The sequence below is a fragment of the Geobacillus sp. CX412 genome (assembly GCF_027942335.1).
Classification (GTDB): domain Bacteria; phylum Bacillota; class Bacilli; order Bacillales; family Anoxybacillaceae; genus Parageobacillus_B; species Parageobacillus_B toebii.
The window spans coordinates 1,850,713-1,872,944 of record NZ_CP103461.1 but is presented as its reverse complement, the minus strand read 5'-3'; the positions used below and the strand labels follow the sequence as shown (position 1 = coordinate 1,872,944).

The following is a 22,232-nucleotide window of genomic DNA, read 5'->3' as shown; positions in this document are numbered from 1 at the left end:
ATGTCTCACAATGTAAATGTAAATCAACAATAACCGGAAGAGGGGAGCATATGAAAGCGAAAGCGAGGCAGTATGCTTTGGCGGTTTGGGGCGCATTTGACCCAATTTATTATGCATGTTCAAGGCTTGAGTACGTTGAAGATACATGGAACGGCTTTCGGTCTATTTTTCGTGTTCGTGTAACGAAGTATAAAGGAAGAGAAGTTGTGCTATCAGATGGCACGAAAATTCAAAAAAACGACCTGCTATTAAAAATTCATTTGCATAATATTCGTTTAATCCGTGAACTTCTTCATTTAAACAGCGAAATTAAAAAAGGTCGTTACATTTATGAACAAGTGAAAGAAGGGCTTCCTTATATTGCAAATTACTTGCGCAATCATGAACAGTTTTCTGAAATTAAAGGAATTATTGGGATTACAATGTTAAACAAAGGGTGTGAGCGATTGGGTTTTGAAACATTTTCGATTGTGAATCCGTTTTACAAATGGTTTAAAACAATCGCATTTATTCCTATGATTGTCGTTTCACAGCTCCGTTTTTCCTCTTGACTTGATTGCCTTAACCGGAGATTTCCTTGATCGTAAACGAAGTATTCCAAAGTTAGTTCCGTACTTGAAGGTATTTCAAAAGCTAAAGGTAAATAACCCGTGAACCATAAGTTGCCCTTTCTCATCGCGTTCCATATGATGTCTTCCCTTGTCGCCAGATAATTGGGCGAATTGCAATATTTCTTCTTCTGTGAACGTACGCTGCCAAGTAAATACATCTCCAGGCTTCAAATTCATTTCTTATTCCCCTTTCATTTATTCATTGTTTTGGATTATATTTTACTTAATTCTCTAAATAATATAAATAATACAGTGGCCTTATGCACGATTTTGGGTTTGCAGGTAATGAAATATGCGCGTACAAAATTAGTCCCTGCGTTCATGCGGCAGGGATGGCTGCTGTTCTTTTTGGTGTCATGTTGTTTGTGATGTGCGGTAAGCTTCATTAAAAAAGTTCGCCGAAATAAAAAGGGAGAACTTTATTTTTTGGATAACCAAACGAAAGCGTCCATGGTAAACTGTATACAAAAAGAGAAAAGGAACAGGGAGAGGAAGTAGGGTGGAACGGTGGAAATACGGAAACAGTTGGAAGAACTCCAGCAATGGCAAGGAGATGACCGTAGTGAACAAATAGCGATATTGCAAGAAAACCAGCAATATATCGAAGTTAATGAGAATGTGTATTATGATGAACAAGAAGATCGCCAAGCGATGGAGCAATATTATCGTCGTGTACCTGTAGATGGGGATGGACTAACGTTATTTGTTATGTATCATAGGCTGGTGTCACGGACGCATAAGCGAAGGCTGCCTTACTTTTTCAGCAAAGATGAATATTTGTATACATGGGTTGATTTGTATCCAGATGGGTCAGTAAGAAGCATATATTCGGGGGAGAGAAAAGATCCGAAGATATTAATTATTCAAGATTACGACACGATGAAAAAACGACATGACGAATTTCGGAAATTACTGAAAAAAGCGAGAGAATGGGAACAAATAGAAATTAGGCGAATAAAAAAAATCGAACAGCAATGGAAGTTTAACGCTGAACATGTCGTTCCGCAATCGTGGTTTGGAGCAAGAGAGCCGATGAAAGGGGATTTGCACCATCTCTTTGTCTGCCATCCTAAATGCAATACGTTACGCTCTAACTTTCCGTACGCCGATTTTTCGTTTTACAAGCCGGAGTCACCGGAAGAAAAGATTCAAAACCGCTGTGGCGTTGCGGAAAACGGTTATTTCGAACCAGAATACGGAAAAGGAACGGTGGCGCGGGCAATGCTGTATTTTCTGCTTCGCTATCCGAACACAATCGCAAAAGCGTTTCGCCACAAAATTGACGTTCCCCTTCTTGTTCGCTGGCATCAGGAATTTCCCGTTACCATTTATGAGAAGCATCGCAACCGCGCTATTTTTCTCATTCAAGGAAATCGCAATCCGTTCATTGATATCCCATCGCTTGCGGAACGAATTGTGTTTCCGATCAAATTGGTGCCATAAAAAACGGTTCCCCGTGGGGAACCAGTTTTTATGCCGAAAACGTCGATTGTTCTGCTTCTTCCTTCTCGCTTTTTTTACGGAAATAGGTTGCGGCAATCGGACCGGAAATGTTATGCCAGACGCTGAAAATAGCGCTTGGAACAGCAGCAAGCGGTGAAAAATGAGCGGTTGCGAGCGCGGCCCCAAGCCCGGAATTTTGCATGCCGACTTCAATGGAAATCGCTTTTTGCTTTGGCGCTGACAAACGAAATAATTTTGCAAACCAATAGCCAAGCAATAATCCAAGCCCGTTATGAATGACGACGATTAAGAAGATGGCAAGCCCGCTTTTTGCAATTGCCTGCTGGTTTTGCCCGACGACAGCCGCGACAATGGCGACAATCGCAATGACAGAAACGAGCGGCAGGACTGGGATGAACGCTTTCACTTGCTTTTGGAAAAGGGCTTGCACAATCAACCCCAAAATAATCGGAATTAGGACAACTTTTACAATTGACCAAAACAATGCCGCGGCAGAAACGGACAGCCATTTTCCGGCAAGCAGCAACATCAGCGACGGCGTCAAAATCGGCGCCAGTATCGTAGAAACGGATGTCACGGCGACCGACCGCGCGGTATCTCCTTTGGCCAAATAGGTCATCACGTTAGATGCTGTTCCACCCGGACAACAGCCGACGAGAAGAATGCCAAGGGCGACTTCCCGCGAAACCGGCAAATAACGAGCAAGCAAAAAAGCGACAAGAGGCATAATGAGAAATTGGGCGACTACACCGATCAGCACCTCTGCCGGGCGTTTGAATACTTCTTTAAAATCATTGGGTGATAAGGTAAGACCCATGCCAAACATGACAACGCCAAGCAGCGGGACTATGTATGGAGCGATCCATGTAAAAGCGTTTGGATCATAAAAAGCAAGAGCGGCAAAAAGAAGCACCCAGACAGCAAAGGTGTTTCCAACAAAATTGCTGAATTTGGCTAATATTTCCATTATTTGTCCTCCTTTATGTAGTGAGTATAAAAATATTATATATATTATTCTGAAAAATTCAATTATACACAATTTTTTGTTTTAGTGTAATTAGCCTCCTCCTTCCTCTAGACAGGTACATACATCTCATTGTATTCGTGAATTTATTGTGACGAGTGTGAAAAAAATCACTTCTAAAATTTCAAATTGTGATATTATATCAATTGAGAAAAATAATCATTATTGTTCTATACAAAACACCACTTTATTAAATATTGCTGATTGAAAAAAAGAGTCATTGTTGTCTGGGGGACGGAAAAAATGGTTTTGACTGATCTTCAACAAGGGGAACAGGCCGTTATTACAAATCTGGCAGTAACCAATGAAGTAGTGAGACAACGTCTTATTCATATGGGGATGCGTGAAGGAGAAAAAGTTTGTGTCAAATGCATGATGCCGTTTGGCGGCCCAGTAATGGTAGAAGTAGATGGCCAGTATATTTGTCTTCGACGTAAAGAGGCGGCTTGTATTGGGGTGAAATAATCGATGTCATCATCTATTGCGTTATTTGGCAATCCAAATACAGGGAAAACTTCACTATTTAATAATTTAACAGGATCTTATGAATATGTCGGAAATTGGAGCGGGGTAACGGTAGAAAAAAAGGTTGGCATGCTTCGCCAGCATGGTGTTCCCGTCGTTGATCTCCCAGGGATATACTCGTTGCAACCGCTTTCACGAGATGAAGGCGTAGCGACCGAATTTTTATTAACAGAATCGTTCTCGGCGATTGTCAACATTGTGGACGCTTCCCAATTAAAGCGGAATTTGCATTTGACTGTTCAGCTGCTTGAGTTTGGCAAACCGCTGATTATGGCATTAAATATGATTGACGTCGCAGAAAAGCGCGGAATAAAAGTAGATGCAAAAAAGCTTTCACAATGCATCAATGCCCCGGTGATTCCGGTTATTGCGCGGACGGGAAAAGGGACAAAAGAGCTTGTTCGCGCTATTTTGTCTGCATCCGAACAAAACGAACACCAATTTTCTATTGATTACGGGGCCGATGTTGAGGTTGCTGTTCAAAAAATAGGCGAACAACTTCCTGATGATTTACCGGTTTCGAAGCGGTGGCTTGCGTTGCAATTTTTAGAAGGAAATAAGCGAGTTCATGCATATTTACAGACATATGTAGATATTGCTCCGCTTATATTGATTCGCGATAACGTACAACAAACGCTTGGCTGCACTTTAGCAGAGCATATTTATAAAGTGCGCGACAAATGGATTACGAATGTGATCAAAAAATCGACGGTTGCCATTAAACAAAATCCGCTTACATTAACGGAGAAAATCGATGCAATTGTAACGAATAAATATTTAGGTTTGCCGATTTTCTTATTATTTATGTATATCATGTTTATGCTAACGTTTGACTGGCTTGGCACACCGCTTGCCGATTTGCTTGATCAGTTTTTTTCCGGCCCATTAACCGATTGGCTGTCAAAACTGTTATCGCTTATAGGAGCATCGCCATTTATTAAAGAGCTTGTACTTAGCGGAATTGTCTCCGGTGTTGGCGGGGTGCTTGTATTTGTACCGCAAATTTTCATTTTATTCTTTTTCATTTCTCTATTAGAGGATTCCGGATATATGGCGCGTGTCGCAATGGTAATGGACCGCTTTATGGAAGCGATCGGCTTAAATGGAAAATCGTTTATTCCGATGATTATCGGTTTTGGCTGTAACGTTCCGGGCGTGATGGCAGCGCGGACGATTGAGCAGCCGAAAGAACGGTTGTTGACGATTTTATTATTGCCTTTTATGTCTTGCTCAGCGCGCCTGCCGGTATATGCGTTGTTTGCTGGTACATTTTTTGCGAAAAACCAAGCCATTGTCGTGTTTTCGCTATATGTATTAGGAATTGTTGTCGCACTCGGTCTTGCAAAAATATTTTCTTCCACCTTATTCAAAAATGAAAGTTCTATTTTCGTTATTGAACTGCCGCCATATCGAATGCCGCAAGCATTGACGTTGTGGCGAAGCACATGGGATAAAGGAAAAGGATTTATACGGAAAGCGGGGACGTTTATTTTCGGAGGATCGGTTGCGATTTGGTTATTGACCTATGTTGGGCCAAAAGGAATTGGTGTTTCCATGGATGATAGTTTTCTCGCGGTGATAGGCGGTGTGATTGCACCGATTTTAGCGCCGCTTGGTTTTGGAACATGGCAAGCCGGTTCATCGCTTATTACGGGATTTTTAGCAAAAGAAGTCGTTGTTTCGACGATGAATATTATTTATCATGCGAAAGATATGGACTTGTTACAAGGAGTAATGGCACAGCATTTTACGCCATTATCTGCGCTTAGCTTTATGACGTTTGTTCTTCTTTATGTTCCTTGTTTAGCAACTGTTGCGACCATTCGCAAAGAAACAGGGTCGCGAAAATGGACGTTTATTTCGATCGGTTGCGCGTTAAGCATTGCGTACGTGATTTCTTTCGTTATTTATCAAGGTGGAACGTTGCTTGGATTTTCATGAGTCTATAGTCTCGAAGACTAGTAATATTATTTGGGAAAAGAGGCGAGAACGATGATCGCAAATATTGTAATCGGTGGCGTTATTTTTAGTTATGCCGGTTGGATGCTTGTCCGCCACATTAAGAAAAGTTCAAAAGGAAAATGTGCTAGTTGCTCTCTTGCTGATAATTGTCAAGGTTCTTGCACGCCTTACCAACAAGAAAATCGTATATAAATAATATGAGGATTCTCTATTAATAGTATAGAGAATCCTCATTTTTGTGCTTGCAGATAAGAATGTCGAATTTAGTTGGAAAGAGCATCTAATAACCGTGAATTTTAGGGAAAATAGAAAAAAATTACTATAAATAGTCAAAAAGTACTATTTACATTGTCGAAAAAAATCGATATTAATGAAGTATAGAAGAAAATAGTTTTGAAAACATAGAATCTTCTGTGTATGTGATGATGAGGAGAAAACATAATGGTTTATGATGGCATTTTATTATCGCTTGTGATCGGTTTTTTTCGTGGAGGAAGTTTGAAAGGGCTTGCGCATATGAAGCTGCGCGGGGGATGGCTGTTTCCATTATTGTTGGTGGTGCAGTTCGTTATTTTTGCCTTGCAAGATAAAGTTGCGATTATTGCCAAACTAAGCAACACCTTATTTCTTCTCGTATATGTGATTGGCCTTCTTTTTCTTTGGCTTAACCGAAACCAGCCTGGATTTATTGTTATTTTTGCGGGAGTGCTGTTAAATTTTATCGTTATGGCTGTAAACGGCGGAAGGATGCCTGTGTCGGTTGAGGCTGCACAATTTCTCGGCCGTGAATACATAGATGCATTGCAAGCGGGAGTGTACGGCAAACATCAAGCGATTACGCAAGAGACGTTGTTGCCGTTTCTAGGTGATATTATTCCGCTTTCACCGCCATATCCGCGTCAGCAAGTCATCAGCATTGGCGATGTCGTAATGAACGTAGGGGCATTTTTATTTATTCAGCATCTAATGCTTAGCGCACCTAACAAAAACACATCTACCGCCCCTGCGAGTAGATAAATAAATTATAATATTATAAGGAGGGAAAAGCATGAGTGTGAAAGTAAAACAAGTACTTATTAATCTATTTATTATCGGCTCTGTTATAGTTGCGTTGACGTCTGGGTATAAAATTGGTAGCTAATATAATAACTAGGTTTATTGGATGCAGGAGAAGTTATTCAACAACTTCTCCTTGAAATTTTGTGAAAAATGAGAGTGATTATATAATGTATGTTAAAAAATATGCAAAAATATACTTAACGATTATTGCAATGATAGGATCAGGTATATTTTTAGTAGAAAGTGATTTTACTGCTCAATCCTTAGAGGATTGGGTTTTCATTTATATGTTATCCGGATCTATTATTTTACTAAACAAGTTTTTAATCCATCTTCCTCCAAAAGATAATTCGTTTTCGATGGATTCGGCGATTTATTTAGCAGTGGTGTTTTTACACGGCATTGATTTAGCGATGAATGTTTTACTTATTAGCAGCATTATTGAATTTCTCTATAAGCGTAAAATGTTATGGTGGAAGCACTTATTTAATTTTTCTATGTATTCCATTATGATTGTCGGTGCCTATTATTCATTTTTATTTTCCGGTGGGCATGTTGGTGAAATAAATACTCAAAATTTGCTTCCGTACATGATTAGTCTAGTTGTTTATTTTAGTTTAAACATTTGTTTAATGTTTTTATTTTTTGTTTTTTTTGATCGCATATTTAAAGGAACTTTTGATTTAGGAGTTTTGTTAGAATCAGCTATTAGCTATTGCGTTACGTTACTACTATCCCTTGTTTTAGCGATTTTATTAAATGAAAAACGGTATTTTGGTCTGTTTTTATTCACTGTTTTAGTCGTTATTTTATCGGCGGTGTTTCGAAAATTTCTTTATTTATATCAGGAAGTATCAGAGCGTGCCAATAAGGATCATTTAACAGGGCTTTATAATCATGGTTATTTTAAAGAGACATTGCAAGAACAGTTTGCCGACGCGAAAAAATTAAAACAACCATTTAGTTTAGCTTTATTGGATTTAGATGATTTTAAAAAATATAATGACCGCAATGGACATTTACAAGGAGATAAGCTGTTGCAGTTTTTTGGTGAGATGCTGAAAAAAGCGGTAGACGGAACAGACTTTATAGCAGCTCGTTACGGCGGCGAGGAGTTTGCCATTTTAATGCCCAGTACAACAAAGGAAGAAGCATTTTCGTTTTTAGACCGATTGCGGAAAGAAATAAATGATACATACTTTTCTGGGGTGGAGCATGTTCCTTACCGCTGTCTTTCGTTTTCTTGCGGAATTGCCGAGATGGAAAGAAGCATGTATGACAGCGGTGAACTAATTCATAAAGCAGACCAGGCGCTTTATTACGCAAAAGCACAAGGAAAAAATAATGTACAAGTATACGAAGAACATAACCTTTGCTTTGATGAAATAAAATTTAAAGAAAATCTGGATATGCTTGAGCAGCAAGTAAAGTTTTTTTTATCGAAAGATGTTTATACATATCGTCATAGTAAACGGGTATTCAAATATGCATCCGAATTCAGCCAAATGCTTGATTTAACCGACCATGAAAGACAAACGCTTGTTTTAGGAGCGTTAATTCATGATATTGGAAAAATCGAAGTGCCAAGGGATATTCTAAACAAAGAAGGAAAATTGGAACGGCATGAATGGGAGATTGTGAAGAAACATGTAACATGGGGAAAAGAAATTATCGCAGCGGAAAAACAGTTTGATGATTTAATTCCCCTTGTCGAACTTCACCATGAGCGCTATGACGGAAAAGGATATCCATATGGACTTAAAGGAGAAGAAATTCCAAAACTTGCTCGTATTTTATGTATTATAGATTCTTTCGATGCGATGACGACAGAACGGCCGTACCAACGCACGAAAACGTTTGAAGAGGCAGTATCCGAAATTATGCGTTGCGCAGGCACACAGTTCGATCCCTTTTACGCTAAATTATTTACAAAGTTTATTCAAGAAAAATATTTATCGCGTGTTCATGAACAACCGGAGAAATATCATGATAACAAAGCTGTCCAATGAGGCAGCTTTTCATTTTTGCGAAAATGATTGAATTTGAATGTTTTTTTGATTATACATGACTTAATTTGAAAGATTTTGATTGAAAATGATTGATTTTTAAACCGCTTTCGTTTATGATAAAAGTATAAAATGATCATTTCCATCCGAGGAGGTGGAATAGTTGCTCACAGAAGAACGTCACCGCATTATATTGGAGCTTCTCGCAGAAAAAGAAGTAGTGAAGCTGCAAGAGCTAGTCGAGGCGACTAATTCATCGGAGTCAACGATTCGCCGAGATTTAACGCAGTTGGAAAAAGAGAAAAAATTGCGGCGTATTCATGGTGGAGCAACACTTCTTCAAAAGAAGCGGGAAGAATTAAGCGTCTTAGAAAAATCAACAAAACATATACAAGAAAAGAAGCGGATTGCTGAGTATGCGGCAAGTCTTGTGCAAAACGGTGATTGCATTTATTTAGACGCTGGGACGACGACGTTCGAAATGATTCCGCATCTGCATGGCAAAGATATCGTTGTCGTGACGAATGGTATTATGCATTTGGATATGCTTTTGGAATATGACGTTCCGACATATTTACTTGGCGGTTTTATGAAAAAGAAAACGAAAGCGCTCATTGGCCGCGGCGCATTGCAATCATTAAAAAGCTATAGTTTTGACAAATGTTTTATCGGCGCCAACGGCGTTCACTACGAATATGGGTACACAACGCCTGATCCGGAAGAGGCGATGGTAAAATATACAGCAATGCAGCTATCCCAAAAAGCGTATGTGCTTGCCGATCATTCAAAACTTAATGAAAGCGCGTTTGCCAAAATCGCTGAACTGCATGAGGCGACGCTGATTACGAATGAATTAGCTGAAGAATGGCTAGAACCATATAAAGCAAAAACAGCAGTAGAGGTTGTGACAAAATGATCTATACATGTACATTAAATCCATCTGTTGATTATATTGTGCACGTGGACGAGCTTCGCATTGGCGAATTAAACCGTGCTGTGAAAACGTTGACATTCCCCGGTGGAAAAGGGATCAATGTCTCCCGTGTTCTTAAGAGGCTCGGTATAGAGAGCACGGCGTTAGGATTTATCGGCGGATTTACCGGTGCGTTCATTATCGAACAATTACAAAGCGAAAACATTACCTGTGATTTTGTCGAAGTGCCAGGGAATACGCGCATTAATGTGAAGCTAAAATCAGGAAAAGAAACGGAAATTAACGGTCAAGGGCCAATGATTCAGCCGGAACATGAAGCGGAATTCATGGAAAAAATTCGCGCATTAACGGAAAATGATATCGTCGTTTTGGCAGGAAGCATACCGTCTTCTTTGTCTCCGGACGTTTATGGGAAAATCATTGACGAAGCAAAAAAAGTGAAAGCAAAAGTCGTCGTAGATACAAGCGGCCCGGCATTAAAATCATTGCTCATGCGGAAAGCATTTTTGGCAAAGCCAAATCATAAAGAATTAGCCGAGCTGTTTGATACGACTTTTCACTCGAAAGACGAGATCATGGTCTATGGCCGCCGGTTAGTGGAATTAGGTGTAGAAAATGTCATCGTTTCGATGGCAGGAAATGGCGCTTTCTACTTTAATAGAGAAATGACATTATTTGCTGAGGCACCGAAGGGAACAGTAAAAAATTCCGTTGGTGCCGGTGATTCGATGGTGGCGGGGTTTCTTGCGGCGTATACAAGCGGAAAAAGTTTGGAAGAAGCGTTTGCTTATAGTGTCGCATCTGGAAGTGCAACGGCATTTTCTGAAGATTTATGCACAAAAGACTGTGTCGAACAGCTAGTACATGAAGTAAATGTCATGCGTTTCTAAGGTCATATGAAAAAGGGGGACCATTTTGATGAAAATTACCGATTTGCTTACAAAGGAAACAATTATTCTCCAATTGAAAGCGAAAACAAAAGAAGAAGTAATTGATGAACTTGTCGCGAAACTGCAAGAAGCGGGAGTGTTGCGTGACGCACAAGCGTTCAAAGAAGCGATTTTTGCGCGTGAAGCGCAAAGCACGACCGGTGTCGGTGATGGAATTGCCATTCCTCATGCGAAAACAGCCGCGGTAAAGCGACCTGCCGTAGCGTTTGGCCGTTCTGAGAGCGGCATTGACTATGACGCGCTTGATGGAAAACCGAGCCGCTTGTTTTTTATGATTGCGGCGCCAGAAGGAGCGAATAATACACATTTAGAAGCGCTTGCCCGCTTGTCGTCCATGCTAATGGATTCCTCTTTCCGCGCGCGGATTGAAAGCGCTTCAAACGAAGAGGAATTTATTCGGTTGATTGCAGAAAAAGAGGCAGAGGAAACGAAAGAAGCAGAACATACGGCATCTTCACCTTCGAAGCGCAAAAAAGTCATTGCCGTTACTGCTTGCCCGACAGGAATCGCTCATACGTATATGGCGGCAGATGCTTTAAAAGCAAAAGCAGCGGAAATGGATGTGGATATAAAAGTAGAAACAAACGGTTCTAGCGGAGTGAAAAACGAATTAACCAAGCAAGATATTGAGGAAGCGGTTGCGGTCATCGTTGCGGCGGATAAGCAAGTGGAAATGGAGCGGTTCAAAGGAAAACATGTGATTCAAGTACCGGTTGCGCAAGCGATTCGTAAACCGAAAGAGCTAATCGAACAAGCTCTCAGACAGGATGCGCCGATTTATCAAGGAAGCGGCGCGAAAGAGGCGACAACGGTAGGAAAGCCGCGTACAGGATTTTATAAACATTTAATGAACGGAGTTTCCAACATGCTTCCATTCGTTGTCGGCGGAGGTATTTTGATTGCGATATCGTTTATCTTCGGTATTAAAGCGTTTGATCCAAAAGATCCGTCGTATCATCCGATAGCGAAAGCGCTTATGGATATCGGTGGAGGAAACGCCTTTGCGTTGATGATTCCAGTGCTTGCTGGTTTTATTGCCATGAGTATTGCGGACCGGCCTGGTTTTGCGCCAGGGATGGTAGGCGGTTTCATGGCGGCAAATGGCGGCGCCGGCTTTTTAGGCGGGTTAATCGCAGGCTTTCTTGCCGGGTATTTAGTGGTTGGGTTGAAAAAAGTATTTAGCCATCTGCCACAGTCGCTTGAGGGAATCAAACCAGTGTTGCTTTATCCGCTTTTTGGCATTTTCATTACGGGACTTATTATGATGTATGTTGTTATCGATCCAGTGAAGGCGTTAAATGAGGCAATGAAGCATTGGCTTGAAAATATGGGAACGGCAAACTTAATTTTACTTGGCGCGATTCTTGGCGGCATGATGGCGGTTGATATGGGCGGCCCGATCAACAAAGCGGCATTTACGTTTGGGATTGCTATGATTGATGCTGGAAATTATGCTCCGCACGCAGCGATCATGGCCGGAGGAATGGTGCCGCCGTTAGGGCTGGCTCTTGCGACGACATTCTTTAAAAAGAAATTTACAAAAGCGGAACGTGAAGCTGGAAAAACATGCTATATCATGGGAGCGACGTTCATTACAGAAGGGGCGATTCCGTTTGCGGCAGCCGACCCGGTACGCGTCATTCCATCCATCATTGTCGGCTCTGCGGTCAGCGGAGCGCTGACGATGTTGTTTCACATTGGCCTTCCAGCTCCGCATGGTGGAATTTTCGTTATTCCAATTGTAAAAGGAAGTTCTTTATTATACGTATTAGCGATTTTGATCGGTTCGATCATTACTGCTTTGATGGTTGGCTTGTGGAAAAAAGAAGTAGAGGAATAATAGAAAAAGCTGAGCGGGATTGTCGCTCAGCTTTTTTATAGAAGGATGATTCTCATGAATTTTTCATGAATAAAAGAGTAATTTATAGTACAATAAACAATTGCAATGTTGCAAAAGGAGAACTTATCGATATGATGAAGACATTTCTTCAACTTGCTTCTTCCAGCAGCAACGCTTGATTCGGACATGGTGAAAGCAAAAGTTTTTCACATACGGGGATTTACAACCAAAAGCGAGGATCCGTTTGTCCAACGGCAGCTTTTGCGGCCAGATACGAGCATTTATTACGGTAAAGATGACTATGATATGAGAAAGGAACTGAATAAATTTTCGAAAGCATCCCATCTTGTATTGAATATATCCTAGGAAAAGAAGGAGCCAATTGCAAGGCTCCTTTTCTTTATGAACGTATATCACAATCCAGCACTTCCCCAAGTTTTAGACATTTTAGCCTGCTCTCGTCCAGACCGCGCCGCTTCCATTCAGCAAGCAAACGGTCAAGCGCTTCCTTCGGAGTGTCATCGGCAAGACGAAACGCGCCATAATGCATTGGAATAAAGTAGTCTGCTTGACAGTCGACAAAGGCTTGTACCGCTTCTTCAGGAGTGACGTGCTGCGGACCCATAAACCATTCCGGCTCATACGCACCGATCGGAAGAAGCGCATAGTCAATCGAAAAGCGTTCGCCAATATCTCGGAATCCACGGAAATAGCCGCTATCGCCAGCAAAATATATCGTCGGTTTTTCCTTCGACCGCATGACCCAGCCACCCCAGTGGGACGTGTTCATATCCCATAACGTCCGCCTTGTCCAATGTTGCGCCGGAACAAACGTAAAGGTCACATCGCCAAACGATTGTTCTTCCCACCATTCGAATTCCGTCACTTGCTTATATCCTTTTCGCCGGAATAAACGGCCAAGCCCAACAGGAACGAATATGCGCGGCGTTCCTTTTAATTTTCGAATGCTCGGAAAATGCAAATGATCATAATGGCCATGAGAAATAAGCACGACATCGACTTTGGGCATGTTATTCAGTGAAATGCCGGGCTCCGTAAGCCGTTTTGCTGTTCCCATGCGCGTTGCCCATACGGGATCGGTGACGATGGTGATACCGTTTAGTTGGATCACAAACGTAGAATGCCCGACCCAAGAAAGCAATGTGCGAAAACGGTTCGTATGAAGAAGTGGATATTGCGGTGGGTCGGCATGAGGAACTTGATACGATAAATCTTTCTTTTTGTTTTTCCGTTCCTTTTGCCAGCGGCGAAAATCAGAAAACGTTTTTTTTGTCGAAACTCCATCTAAGTTTTCGTATCTCTTCATCTGCTTTTCACCCTTTTTATGTGCGCTATAATATAAGAGTAGCAAAATGATTTTTTCAGTAACAAATTTTTGCTTGGTGGTGAAGAAAAATATGTTGCAATCATTTACGATTCGAACAACAAAGCGGGATGAAATGGTTGACATCACTTCATTCGTCGAACAAACGGTTCGTCAAGCTGGAGTGAGAGAAGGATTCGCGATTGTTTATTGTCCGCATACAACCGCCGGAATTACGATTAACGAAAATGCCGACCCTGATGTGAAGCGGGATATGATCCGGCGTTTTGATGAAACGTATCCGTGGGAGCATCCGCTTGATCGTCATATGGAAGGGAATACAGCGGCACATATGAAGGCAAGCACGGTCGGTGCGTCACAACATGTCATTATTACGCATGGAAAGCTGCTTTTGGGAACATGGCAAGGAATTTATTTTTGCGAATATGACGGCCCGCGCCAACGGACGTTTTATGTGAAAGTGGTCGAAGGGTAAACAACTGGCATCCTTCGTCACTAATATTTTTTAGATGCATGTAAAGGCCTAAGATCGATCGTCACGATGAGATTTTGTTTTCAATGGCTGGTTCATCGTATTGATGAAACGAATATAACTATAATAATATTATGTAAACTTAAATACACCGATTAGAAAAAGGACTAACGAAACGAAACCGTTAGTCCTTTTCTGTTTGGTGATTAGGAAAGAGCCGTTAAAATGAGCGGACCGTTTTTCGTAATGGCAATCGTATGCTCATATTGTGCGGAATAAGAACCGTCAACCGTTCTTGCCGTCCAGCCGTTTTGATCCATTTTGCTTTGCCATGCGCCGATGTTTACCATCGGTTCAATCGTAATCACCATTCCTTCTTTTAGGCGCAATCCTTTTCCTTTTTCACCAAAGTGAGGAATGTATGGTTCTTCGTGAATCGTTGGCCCAATTCCGTGTCCAGTAAAATCACGGACGACAGAAAAGCCGTTTGCTTCGACATATGTTTGGATCGCATGGCCAATATCCCCGATGCGATTGCCGATAACAGCCTGTTCAATCCCTTTATATAGAGATTGTTCTGTTACATAAAGCAATTTTTTCACTTCTTCGCTTACATCCCCAACCGCATATGTCCATGCGGAATCGGCAAGCGCTCCGTGCAAATTAACAACAAAATCGATCGTCACAATATCCCCGTTTTTTAACGGCTCATTACGAGGAAAACCATGGCAAATTTCGTCGTTGATCGAAGCGCACGTTGCGTAAGGATAGCCTCGATATCCTTTTTGTTCCGGTTTTGCGCCATGCTTTGCTAAAAACGTTTCTACAAAGCGGTCGATTTCCATTGTGGTAATTCCTGGCTTAATTAACTGGGCAATTTCTTGATGGCAAGCTGCCAATAATTTTCCTGCTTCGTGCATCAATTTAATTTCTCTTTCTGTTTTTACATGAATCATGGAAAATCTCCTTTTCATTAATGATTTGGAAATGAATATCATAAAATTTATATATGCCGTAATGCAACAAAATCTATTGTGTATTGTAACAAAAAATAGTGTAGAGATAAACGAAAGGGAGTCTCAGCAAGGTGATTTTCCAATTTACGTAATTTTCCGAAAAAATAGCACGAACACTCTGTTTTTGATGAAAAAGAAAGTATGTAACAAATCGTACCGGCTGCTAGAAATAGAGCGTTCTTTAGGTCTTCGATCATGTTGACGTTTTATAATGCTGCAGAAACTTTTTTTCTTCGTTTGTGAGATCGTGAGAATTTGACGAAGAAAGTGGAAGATAAATCGATACTTCTGTTCCTTTATGTATTTCACTTTTAATATGAATCGTCCCATTCATGGATTCAATAATGCGGTATACTACCATCATGCCGAGGCCAGTGCCTTTAATTCCTTTTGCTGTAAAATACGGTTCTCCTAGCCGATCGATTTGTTCTTTTGTCATGCCGACTCCCGTGTCAGAAATTCGAATAAGCATGCGCTGTTTTTCAATAGAAACGTAAATTTGCAGCACACCGCCGTTTGGCATTGCCTCGATGGAGTTTTTCATAATATTGAGTAAACATTGGCGGAATTTTTCGCGCTCTCCAGTTATCGTAAACGGCGCTAATGTTGTTTTTACTTCCACACTGTTCATGTTAGCAAACGGGCGTAAAAGGTCAATCACGCGCTCAATTTCTGTTTTGACATTCAGCTTTTCTACCGATTCGGGGGCTGGTTTCGCAAAAGTTAAGTAATCGGTAATGATCGCTTCTGCACGATCCAACTCTTCAATTGCGATTTGTATGTATTGCTTCCGTTTTTCAGGAGAAAGATGGTGTTGCTCCAACAATTGCATAAACCCGCGCGCAGCGGTAAGCGGATTTCGTATTTCGTGGGAAATGGATGCTGCTAGATGACTCACTACTTCCATTTTTTCCGCACGGATAATTCGTTTCCGCAATTCCATATTTTTATATATCATTTCTTTTAATGAGCAGACAATCAGCATAAATATCGGTTGAACAAACAAATAGGTAAGTGACATGATAGAGGACGATGATGAAATACCTTGAAACATTTGGGCCAGTTCGAGGGATAAAGATCCCGAAAACGCGCATAGTGCAGTGGCAAGCAATATACGATGCTTAGATGATAGCTGCAAAAATTTTTTCGATAAAGTCATGCTTGTTATCATAATAAATATTGAGGTAATGACCGTAACGAGAAATCCGGCCCCTCCAAACAACAAGCGGCAACCAATGGTTACTAAACATAAAAACAAGCTTGTTGCTGGCCCTTTATATAGACTCCCTAACCAAAGAGGTATTTGCCTCAAATCGAAAATGAAATCTGGATCCGAACTGACAGGAATGGTGATACATAAAATAATGACGAGTGCCAAACAAACGGTGAACAAATGTTGTTTGATATGTCTAGGTATATTTCTTTCTTCCACCCATAAAGGAACGATAAAAATTGGAATAAGAATAAAGAACAAATTTAGTAAAAAATCTTTTAAAATAGCAAGCATAGCAGCACCTTCTTTCTCGTAATACGGTATATAGAAGCAAATTTAACGATTAAATATATTACATTGTAAACAATAAACATGTCGGATGTTAAGAGTGAATTTATAGTGTTTTTTTGACATAAATCTTTGTTTTTCAACAAAAAACAGATAGTTATTCTATACTATTTTTTAACTAAAAATATAACTTAAGAGGAATCGTTTGGAAAAAGAGGTCTATCTTTCAGCTGCACTGGCGTTGAAGAAGGGGATAGGGTTATGGAATGTGCTCAATGAAACAGCACCGAATGTGTGGACAAAAGAGCCAGCTGTACATACGGCAAAGAAAGGAGGAGCTGTCGATTTAGAGATTGCCGGCGAAGAAAAGTTAGTAGAAAGCTTAAAAAAGCGGGAAAACGTCTGTAAATGCATACCAGCTGAAGCTGAAAAAGCTGTATGCGCCTTTCTAAAAGAGAAAGTGCCACACTCCATCGAGTGAAACAGGAACAAACGTTAAACGGAAAAATTTATTATATCGTTAAAGGTTTAGGCATGAGCGCTTCTCATGTTTTTTTGTTGTCGACAAAATGTGATATGTAAAGATAACAAAAAGATAATAATTTGTTGATTTTTCTTTGTTCTTTCTCCCGCGGTTTATTTTTATAATTGGTAATGAAAGGGGGATTTTCCTAATATGCGGGAGTCATATAAGCAGTTAATGATTTGGATTGAGAAAAAACAGCCGGTAAAAATTAAAACTGATCAAGGAGAGGCTACGTTTTTGCCTGTCAAACTTTATAAAGATGTCCATAAGTTGTTTGCATATAATCGGAAAATGACGCTTATCAATATTTCTTTAGATAAGGTCATTTCCATTGAACCGACCCGAATTTATGGATCGTTTGATATAAGAGAAGAACAAGTTGTACATATCCATTAAGTGAAAAGAAAGGGAGCGGACTCATTAAAAAAGAGGACGCTCCCTTTTATGTATTGCAGAGCGGGAAGACGTTACCTTAAAATGAAGGTAATTCATATTGCGAGAGGGGGAGGAAACATGCGTGGCAAACGCATCGTCTTATGCGCGTCAAGAAAATTAGAAGAAATGACGACACTCATTGAAAAACAAGGTGGAATAGCGATCGTGCGCCCGGCGCAAGGGATATTATTTTCAAAGGAAGGGGAGCTGGAAGATGAAATTCGTGCTGTTATTGCAATGCGCCCGGACTGGTTTATTTTTACAACAGGCATAGGAGTGGAAACGTTACTAGAAGCGGCAGAGAGAGGGAAAGTGAAAGAGGAATGGGTGAAAACGATTCAGCATGCGAACGTAGCGGTTCGGGGTATAAGACGGCTGCGGCATTAAAGAAAATTGGAGTTGCTCCTGTTGCTGCCAGTGATGATGGAACAACAAAGGGACTTATTCGCTTACTTAATGAATATTCCTTTGCGGGAAAAAAAGTGATTGTCCAATTGCACGGAACCACGTCTCCGACATTAAAGGAGTTTTTGGAAGAAAATCATGCGATATATACCGAGCTGCTTCCGTATCGCCATGTTGCCCCAGATCCCGAAGTGCTCGAAAAGCTGTACGAGGAAGTGATTCACCGAAAAGTAGATGCTGTTTGTTTTACGACGGAGGTGCAAGTTCGTTTTTTATTTTCATTTGTAAAAGAACAAAAAGATATTGAGTGGTTCCGGCAATCATTTAACGAACATGTTATTGCGTGTGCGGTCGGAAAAGTTACAGCTGAAGCGCTTTATGAAGAGGGGATTGTCCGCGTTGTTGCTCCGGAACTAGAGCGGATGGGCGCAATGATTGTTACGTTATCGCAATATTTTGAACACTAATGTTAAAAACACTTAGGGATATTGTTCCCTAGGTGTTTTTATGTTTATCCTGTTATAATACATATAAATATCTGTTATATAATTGATAGATTTATTTTAATCCTAGTAATATAGGGGTTTATTGGGTTGCAACATATGTGTACTATTAATAAAAATTTGAATGTATGATTTCAATCACATCTCTTTTATTGTTCCTCTAGTAAAATAAATACAATGGGGATATAGGTTATTATTGTTAACTATGGGAGGGGTTACATGTCAATTTTACCAAAAACAAATGATTTGGGTTTTTTTGAAATACGTCTTGAGTCGATTGGAGGACTTGGCGCTAATTTAGCAGGAAAAATGCTCGCTGAAGCAGGAGTGCTGGGACATGGTTTAAATGGGTCGAACTTTTCGACATACGGCTCAGAGAAAAAAGGTACTCCTGTGAAAAGCTTTATACGTTTTTGTGAGCCAGATGTAGAGATTCGCGCCCATAGCCCGATTGAAGAACCGCATGTCATCGGGATATTTCATGAAGCGCTTTATAAAACGGTTGATGTTGTAAGTGGTTTAGTGCCCGATGGAATTGTTGTTGTTAATTCGACAAGAGATTTTGCAGATATTAGACGCGATTTACGATTGGAATATGGGACGCTCGCTGTCGTAGATGCACTTGGGATTGCTGTAGAGGAAAAAACAAGGGTAAACACAGCCATGCTCGGGGCCTTATTCCGTGTTTGTGATTTTCTTGATCCTAACGCGATGAAAGAAGTAATTCGAAAAACGTTTTCAAAAAAATATCCACATCTAGTAGAACAGAATATTCGTACATTTGAACGAGGATATCATGAAGTTCGTTTTCAAACATATGAAGTATCGGAAAATGTTCGTGGAAAAGCATTTTCTCGCCCTGAGCCGCTTTTAGGATATGAAACGCAAGAAATAGGTGGAATCATTGTTGCTAATGGAAATAGTATTTTCAAAGATTTAAGTGGGTCGCGTCAAGGATTTTTGCCGAAATGGGAAGCGGAAAAATGTATTCATTGTGTGGCCTGTGATAATGTTTGCCCTGATTTTTGTTTCGTTTGGGAAGAAGGCTTAGATAAAAAAGGCCGAAAACAAATGTTCTTAAAAGGTATCGATTACCAATATTGTAAAGGCTGTTTAAAATGCGTCGAAGCATGTCCGACAGATGCGTTAAGTGTTGTGAGAGAAACACTTGGGTTTGCTGATCAACATATGGTGAAACATAAATTCCCATTCGTAGCAGGGGGGGACAAACTGATGGCAATGTTAGAAGAAAAAGTAGGAATGACAACAAAAGCAGAACAAGTGACAGCGTTTGAATCGGGGAATGAAATGGCGGCGCTTGCGGCTGCGCAAATTAACTATCATATTATGGGGTATTTTCCAATTACACCGTCTACAGAAATTGCTCAGCTATTAGATCAGATGAAATTACGAGGAGAGCATGCGATTGAACTCATATCAGCCGATGGAGAACACGGTTCTGCCGGTATTTGTTATGGAGCGTCCATTATGGGGGCACGTGTGTTAAATGCAACGAGTGCAAACGGTTTAATGTATATGCTTGAGCAGTTGCCGGTACAGTCTGGGACGCGTTTTCCAATGGTGTTGAATTTAGTTACTCGCTCGATCAGCGGCCCGCTCGATATTCGTGGCGATCATTCTGATCTTTATTTTGCCTTAAATACTGGTTGGGTTATTTTGCTCGCCCGCACTCCACAGGCGGTATATGACATGAATATTATGGCGTTGAAAATTGCTGAGCATGCCGATGTCCGTCTGCCTGTCATCGTCGCGTATGACGGCTTTTTCACATCACATCAAAAACGAAAAGTACAATATTTTAAAGACCGAAGCGTCGTACAATCCTTTATTGGTGAGCGACCAACGAATTTCCCAAATGCGTCCGACCCGAAAAAGCCGATTACCATCGGAGCTCATATGAACGGGGATGATTTAATCAATAATAACTATCAGCAATCAGAAGCTTTATACCGTGCAGGAGAGGTGTTCAAGCAAGTAGCGCGCGAGTATGCTGTGTTATCAGGCCGCGAATATCCGGTACTCGATTTATATAAAATGGAAGACGCGGAAGTAGCGCTATTTTTACTAAACTCAGCGGCAGAAACGGCAAAAGATGTCGTTGACAAGTTGCGGGCAAAAGGCATTAAAGCGGGAGTCATCAGCCCGAATATTATTCGTCCATTTCCAGTCGAAGAAATTCGCAAAGCATTAAAACATGTTAAAGCACTTCTTATCGGAGAACGGGCGGATTCGTACGGAGCACATGGGCCGAACATGACACATGAAGTGAAATCAGCTTTAAAAGAGGATAAAGAAAATAAAACGATCGTGTTAAGCCGCGTGTTTGGCGTTGGTGGGAAAGATTTTTATGCGGAAGATGCGGAAGCGTTTTTCCAAATGGCGATCGAGGCAATGGAAAAAGGATACGCAGAAAAGCCGTTTGATTATTTTGGACATGTGCCGGGCCGCCCTGAAAAGCGGCAAAAGCCAGTAATCGAGCCAATGCATGGAGATTCGTTTAAAACGGGATTAATTCAAGTTACTCAAGATGAAGAAACGAAGCGGCTAAAAGTAAAAATCCCTCCACTTCGCGCATTAACGGCGAAACCGAAACGGCTTGCTCCGGGGCATGGCGCTTGTCCAGGATGTGGAATTTTCCCAGGGTTAGAGCTATTTTTTAAAGGAATTGAAGGCGATGTTGTCGTCTTATTCCAGACTGGGTGCGCTTACGTTGTAACGACTGCTTATCCATATAGCTCGCATAAACAAACGATGGTCCATAACTTATTCCAAAACGGGGCGGCAACCTTGTCAGGAATGGTGGAAGCATTTTTCGAAATGAAACGCCGCGGAGAACTCAATGTTTCCGATGATGTGACATTTGTGATGGTCACAGGCGACGGCGGCATGGACATCGGAATGGGATCCGCCATCGGAACTGCCCTGCGCAACCACAAATTAATTATTATCGAGTATGATAATGAAGGATATATGAACACCGGCTCCCAAATGTCCTATTCAACACCGATGGGACATATGACAAGCACGACGGGAGTTGGAAAAACGCAGCGCGGAAAGGCGTTTCATCATAAAGACACGCCGCAAATTATGGCGGCAACGAACATCCCTTATGTGTTTACGGGAGCAGAAGCGCTTCCGCAAGATTTAGTGAAAAAAGCGGCGAAAGCGCAATGGTATGCCCAGCATGAAGGAACGGTATACGGCAAGCTGCTTATTACATGCCCGCTAAACTGGAAATCGGAAGAACGATATGGAGAACAAATTTTGAAAGCGGCGGTAGATTCTTGTTTCTTCCCGCTATATGAAGTAGAGCGTGGAAAAACAACTATTACGTATGATCCGGAAGAAAAAAATCGGCGCATTCCGTTGAGCGAATGGCTAAAATATATGGGAAAAGCGAAACATTTATTAAAAGAAGAAAACCGCGATCTTTTGATGGAACTGGAAGAAGAAGTTGAGCGAAGATGGCGCATACTAAAAGCAAAGCATGAACATCCGTATTTATAAAAAATGCGGAACAATCACGCAGGAGGTTTTCTTGTGTGATTGTTTCTTTATCTTGGGGTGTGATATCGCTCACAACGTGTTTGCGAAAAACAAGGTACAATCATGACAAAGAAACAATAGGAGGAA

General features: G+C 41.0%; 18 protein-coding genes and 4 pseudogenes. 17 read left to right on the top strand and 5 right to left on the bottom strand.

Translation table 11 applies throughout. The features are described 5' to 3' along the window. Nucleotides 1-50: 50 nt before the first annotated feature. Together NXM86_RS09970 and NXM86_RS09965 are read left to right on the top strand one after the other, a co-directional pair. The gene (locus NXM86_RS09970; protein ID WP_233131692.1) at nt 51-551 is read left to right on the top strand and encodes a YkoP family protein; all 501 of its coding nucleotides are present in this window, start codon (nt 51-53) and stop codon (nt 549-551) included. Next, nucleotides 547-639: pseudogene (locus NXM86_RS09965) on the top strand (metallophosphoesterase); the annotation flags it as partial. The gene NXM86_RS09970 and the pseudogene NXM86_RS09965, both read left to right, overlap by 5 nt. On the opposite strand, the pseudogene NXM86_RS09960 reads toward NXM86_RS09965, so the two are convergent. Continuing rightward, a pseudogene (locus NXM86_RS09960) lies at nt 633-788 on the bottom strand (hotdog family protein); the annotation flags it as partial. The pseudogenes NXM86_RS09965 and NXM86_RS09960 sit on opposite strands and share 7 nt — an antisense overlap. 330 nt (nt 789-1,118) lie before the next feature. On the opposite strand from NXM86_RS09960, the gene NXM86_RS09955 reads away from it, so the two are divergent. After that, a complete protein-coding gene (locus NXM86_RS09955; protein WP_062754254.1) occupies nt 1,119-2,054 on the top strand; it encodes an endonuclease I family protein in 936 nt (311 codons plus the stop codon). A gap of 28 nt (nt 2,055-2,082) precedes the next feature. Here the strand turns inward: NXM86_RS09955 and NXM86_RS09950 are convergent, their stop codons facing one another. After that, entirely contained in the window at nt 2,083-3,042 is a 960-nt protein-coding gene (locus NXM86_RS09950) for a bile acid:sodium symporter family protein (protein WP_498957939.1), read from the bottom strand. A 300-nt stretch (nt 3,043-3,342) separates the two neighbouring features. Here NXM86_RS09950 and NXM86_RS09945 point away from each other — a divergent pair, with 300 nt between their 5' ends. From NXM86_RS09945 to NXM86_RS09910, 8 genes are all read left to right on the top strand, one after another. Then, nucleotides 3,343-3,564: a FeoA family protein gene (locus NXM86_RS09945; protein WP_309218025.1), complete on the top strand. Its 222-nt coding sequence runs from the start codon at nt 3,343-3,345 to the stop codon at nt 3,562-3,564. A gap of 3 nt (nt 3,565-3,567) precedes the next feature. Next, complete coding sequence (feoB, locus tag NXM86_RS09940; RefSeq protein ID WP_328267785.1) at nt 3,568-5,565, top strand: ferrous iron transport protein B; 1,998 nt, start codon at nt 3,568-3,570, stop codon at nt 5,563-5,565. A gap of 51 nt (nt 5,566-5,616) precedes the next feature. Continuing rightward, nucleotides 5,617-5,778 carry a FeoB-associated Cys-rich membrane protein gene (locus NXM86_RS09935; RefSeq protein ID WP_073967954.1) on the top strand — a complete coding sequence of 54 codons (162 nt, stop codon included), beginning with the start codon at nt 5,617-5,619 and terminating at the stop codon, nt 5,776-5,778. Between the two features lie 249 nt (nt 5,779-6,027). After that, nucleotides 6,028-6,603, top strand: coding sequence for a DUF5317 domain-containing protein (locus tag NXM86_RS09930; protein WP_498957937.1), 576 nt, complete (start codon nt 6,028-6,030; stop codon nt 6,601-6,603). A gap of 209 nt (nt 6,604-6,812) precedes the next feature. Beyond that, on the top strand, nt 6,813-8,654 hold the full coding sequence (locus NXM86_RS09925) for a bifunctional diguanylate cyclase/phosphohydrolase (protein WP_498957936.1): 1,842 nt from the start codon (nt 6,813-6,815) through the stop codon (nt 8,652-8,654). Between the two features lie 160 nt (nt 8,655-8,814). Continuing rightward, nucleotides 8,815-9,567: a DeoR/GlpR family DNA-binding transcription regulator gene (locus NXM86_RS09920; protein ID WP_062754246.1), complete on the top strand. Its 753-nt coding sequence runs from the start codon at nt 8,815-8,817 to the stop codon at nt 9,565-9,567. Then, the gene (gene pfkB / locus NXM86_RS09915) at nt 9,564-10,475 is read left to right on the top strand and encodes a 1-phosphofructokinase (RefSeq protein WP_062754244.1); all 912 of its coding nucleotides are present in this window, start codon (nt 9,564-9,566) and stop codon (nt 10,473-10,475) included. The genes NXM86_RS09920 and pfkB overlap by 4 nt, the downstream gene beginning before the upstream one ends. A 28-nt stretch (nt 10,476-10,503) precedes the next feature. Continuing rightward, a complete protein-coding gene (locus tag NXM86_RS09910; RefSeq protein ID WP_205423795.1) occupies nt 10,504-12,375 on the top strand; it encodes a PTS fructose transporter subunit IIABC in 1,872 nt (623 codons plus the stop codon). 400 nt (nt 12,376-12,775) lie between these two features. Here the strand turns inward: NXM86_RS09910 and NXM86_RS09905 are convergent, their stop codons facing one another. Next, entirely contained in the window at nt 12,776-13,702 is a 927-nt protein-coding gene (locus NXM86_RS09905) for an MBL fold metallo-hydrolase (RefSeq protein ID WP_015863782.1), read from the bottom strand. Between the two features lie 91 nt (nt 13,703-13,793). Here NXM86_RS09905 and NXM86_RS09900 point away from each other — a divergent pair, with 91 nt between their 5' ends. Then, the gene (locus NXM86_RS09900) at nt 13,794-14,195 is read left to right on the top strand and encodes a secondary thiamine-phosphate synthase enzyme YjbQ (protein ID WP_015863783.1); all 402 of its coding nucleotides are present in this window, start codon (nt 13,794-13,796) and stop codon (nt 14,193-14,195) included. A gap of 203 nt (nt 14,196-14,398) precedes the next feature. Here the strand turns inward: NXM86_RS09900 and map are convergent, their stop codons facing one another. Continuing rightward, entirely contained in the window at nt 14,399-15,148 is a 750-nt protein-coding gene (gene map / locus NXM86_RS09895) for a type I methionyl aminopeptidase (protein ID WP_015863784.1), read from the bottom strand. 253 nt (nt 15,149-15,401) lie between these two features. Then, entirely contained in the window at nt 15,402-16,715 is a 1,314-nt protein-coding gene (locus NXM86_RS09890; protein ID WP_015863785.1) for a sensor histidine kinase, read from the bottom strand. 199 nt (nt 16,716-16,914) lie between these two features. Here NXM86_RS09890 and NXM86_RS09885 point away from each other — a divergent pair, with 199 nt between their 5' ends. The 5 genes and pseudogenes from NXM86_RS09885 to NXM86_RS09865 all read left to right on the top strand — a co-directional run bounded on the left by NXM86_RS09885 (nt 16,915) and on the right by NXM86_RS09865 (nt 22,106). Next, on the top strand, nt 16,915-17,190 hold the full coding sequence (locus NXM86_RS09885) for a hypothetical protein (RefSeq protein ID WP_062754235.1): 276 nt from the start codon (nt 16,915-16,917) through the stop codon (nt 17,188-17,190). Nucleotides 17,191-17,385: 195 nt separating this feature from the next. Beyond that, complete coding sequence (locus tag NXM86_RS09880; protein ID WP_062754233.1) at nt 17,386-17,631, top strand: hypothetical protein; 246 nt, start codon at nt 17,386-17,388, stop codon at nt 17,629-17,631. 117 nt (nt 17,632-17,748) lie between these two features. Beyond that, nucleotides 17,749-18,542 (top strand): annotated as a pseudogene (locus tag NXM86_RS09875) (uroporphyrinogen-III synthase). Between the two features lie 255 nt (nt 18,543-18,797). After that, nucleotides 18,798-19,802: pseudogene (locus NXM86_RS09870) on the top strand (2-oxoacid:acceptor oxidoreductase family protein); the annotation flags it as partial. 9 nt (nt 19,803-19,811) lie between these two features. Then, the gene (locus NXM86_RS09865) at nt 19,812-22,106 is read left to right on the top strand and encodes a thiamine pyrophosphate-dependent enzyme (RefSeq protein WP_498959024.1); all 2,295 of its coding nucleotides are present in this window, start codon (nt 19,812-19,814) and stop codon (nt 22,104-22,106) included. The last annotated feature ends 126 nt before the right edge of the window (nt 22,107-22,232 follow it).